2 protein-coding genes are annotated in these 546 nt (G+C 46.2%); both read right to left on the bottom strand.

What is annotated here, in order from left to right:
• On the bottom strand, positions 1 to 241 hold a 241-nt coding region (locus EEB11_RS19310; RefSeq protein WP_135434213.1), incomplete at its 3' end, for a hypothetical protein.
• Positions 242 to 357: 116 nt separating this feature from the next.
• Positions 358 to 546, bottom strand: a 189-nt coding sequence (locus tag EEB11_RS19875) for a hypothetical protein (protein ID WP_210134476.1), incomplete at its 5' end; no start/stop codon positions are given.

Genomic DNA, 546 nt, shown 5'->3' with positions numbered 1-546 from the left:
CTAGTCCAAAAAGTGCAAAGTCCCATAGAGCTGGCGCCTTATTAACTAATCTTGACTTTATAAAAAAAGCTTCCTTTCCTATTTTGATCACAACTCTGTCTTTGCACCAAGATCCTTCTGCCAAATCATTTCCATCTGAATTCTGTCGCACTTTGAACTCTGCCATTTTTGCCCAACCGGGGAATAAATGTTTGAGCCTACGAATAAACTTAATGCGCAGGCTGTATTTTTTCTGAGGCATGTTCAATCCTTACTGAGCTTGTGTCATATTCTGACCCGTCAATGCCGCCATGGCTTGGGCTATTGATGTCGTGATGCAACTGAGCTAACTTTGTTATCAGCAACAGTTGCGTACTGTCATCTTCTGCGGGTAGCAGCACCGATTAACGCGCTAAACAATGCGCGCCAACGCAATGTGCGGGGTTGGGCCAGCGCGAAAGAAGTTGCACCACTAAAATCACCAGCTCTTGCACGGAACTTCGCAATACGAGCGGTGAAGAGTGCGCGTTCCAGTGGATGCAATGCCAGAAGCGCCGCATTTTTTTT

It is taken from the genome of Pseudotabrizicola sediminis (genome assembly GCF_004745575.1).
Taxonomy (GTDB): Bacteria; Pseudomonadota; Alphaproteobacteria; order Rhodobacterales; family Rhodobacteraceae; genus Pseudotabrizicola; species Pseudotabrizicola sediminis.
Note: the sequence above shows the minus strand (reverse complement) of the source record. Positions and strands in the feature narration are given on the sequence as shown.